General features: G+C 59.2%; 1 protein-coding gene. It reads right to left on the reverse strand.

Annotation, left to right across the window (positions count from 1 at the left end; translation table 11 throughout):
* Nucleotides 1–7: 7 nt before the first annotated feature.
* A complete protein-coding gene (locus VOM14_RS31350; protein WP_327632579.1) occupies nt 8–1,384 on the reverse strand; it encodes an IS30 family transposase in 1,377 nt (458 codons plus the stop codon).
* Nucleotides 1,385–1,454: the final 70 nt, after the last annotated feature.

Here is a 1,454-nt window from a genome sequence, read left to right on the forward strand (position 1 = left end):
GGCGGATTCAACCGGTCGTCGCAACACTAGATTGTTGAACAGATTTTAGGTACTCGTCCAGAGCCTCAGCAGGCGTCTGCCAGTTGAGCGTTTTACGAGGCCTGGTGTTCAACGTATTGGCAACGGCCTGAATCTCTCCAGCGCTCCACCGGGATAGGTCTGTGCCCTTTGGAAAGTATTGCCGCAAAAGGCCGTTCGTGTTCTCGTTTGTTCCGCGCTGCCAAGGACTGTGCGGGTCAGCGAAGAAGACCTTCACCCCGGACTCGACCGTGAAGCGGGCGTGATCGGATAGTTCTTTGCCACGATCCCAGGTCAATGACCGCCACAGTTGGGCAGGCATGTCAGTAACGGTCTTCTTGAGTGCGTTGGCCATCGTGATAGCTCCGTAGCCAGCCAGTGCAGGGCCATTCTTTGTCCTGGGAATCAGCCCATAGCCTTCCTCGCGAGGCAGGTGGACAAGCATGGTGAATCGGCTTGATCGCTCGACCAGCGTTCCGATCGCAGACCGGTTCAGGCCGATGATCAGGTCACCTTCCCAATGCCCCGGCACAGCACGATCTTCTGCCTCCGCTGGGCGGCTGGAGATCATTACATCCTCGCTAACGTGCGCCCATGCCTTGGCTTGTGCCCTGGCCCTCGGCACACGCAACGCCCGCCCCGTGCGCAGACAGCTGACCAGCTCGCGCTTGAGAGCACCTCGGCTCTGGATATAGAGAGCCTGGTAAATGGCTTCGTGAGAGATGCGCATGGACTCGTCACCCGGGAAGTCGATCTGCAACCGGTTGGAAATCTGTTCGGGCGACCAGCCATTGACCCATTTACGGTCACCGCGATGCGGTTTGTTTCTCCCTTTAAACGGCGCCTGCCGGGGCCCAGAAATCGCGCGGCCATCAGCGGCGCGAACCTTGCCCTCCAGACGGTCTTGCACGTAGTGGCGCAGCAGTGGGTTAGTCACCAGTTTCGAAGGTTTGGGTCGTTTGGCAACCAACTCCGACTTCCACTGCGCAACCGAAGCTCGATACTCAAGCCGGCCGCTACGAGTTGCAGCATTGCGTGTCAGTTCCCGGGAGACCGTTGACGGGCTGCGTCCGATACGGCGAGCAATCTCGCGGACCCCGATACCCTGGAACGAAAGTAGTCCAATCTCTTCTCGCTCCGCGAACGACAAGTACCGTCCCGATATTGGGCTCGACATGGAAAGTGGCATGCCACCATTATGGCGGAACCAGCGGGCGCCTACTGCCTGCGACACGCCAACCGCCTCTGCAGCCTTCTCACTTGTAATGCCTGTTGCGATTTGCTTCCAGAATCGCCGCTCGATCTCACGCCGATGCGACGGTGCACCTGGCGAGCGCATCGCTCCTCGCCCTGTCAACTTCTGCATCCACCCGGCTGGTCGTCCCATAAACACCTCCCCGATTAAAGGTGTTGCGACAACCGGTTGAATCCGCCCA

Origin of the sequence: Paraburkholderia sp. MPAMCS5 (genome assembly GCF_036016995.1) — a bacterium.
Taxonomy (GTDB): Bacteria; Pseudomonadota; Gammaproteobacteria; order Burkholderiales; family Burkholderiaceae; genus Paraburkholderia.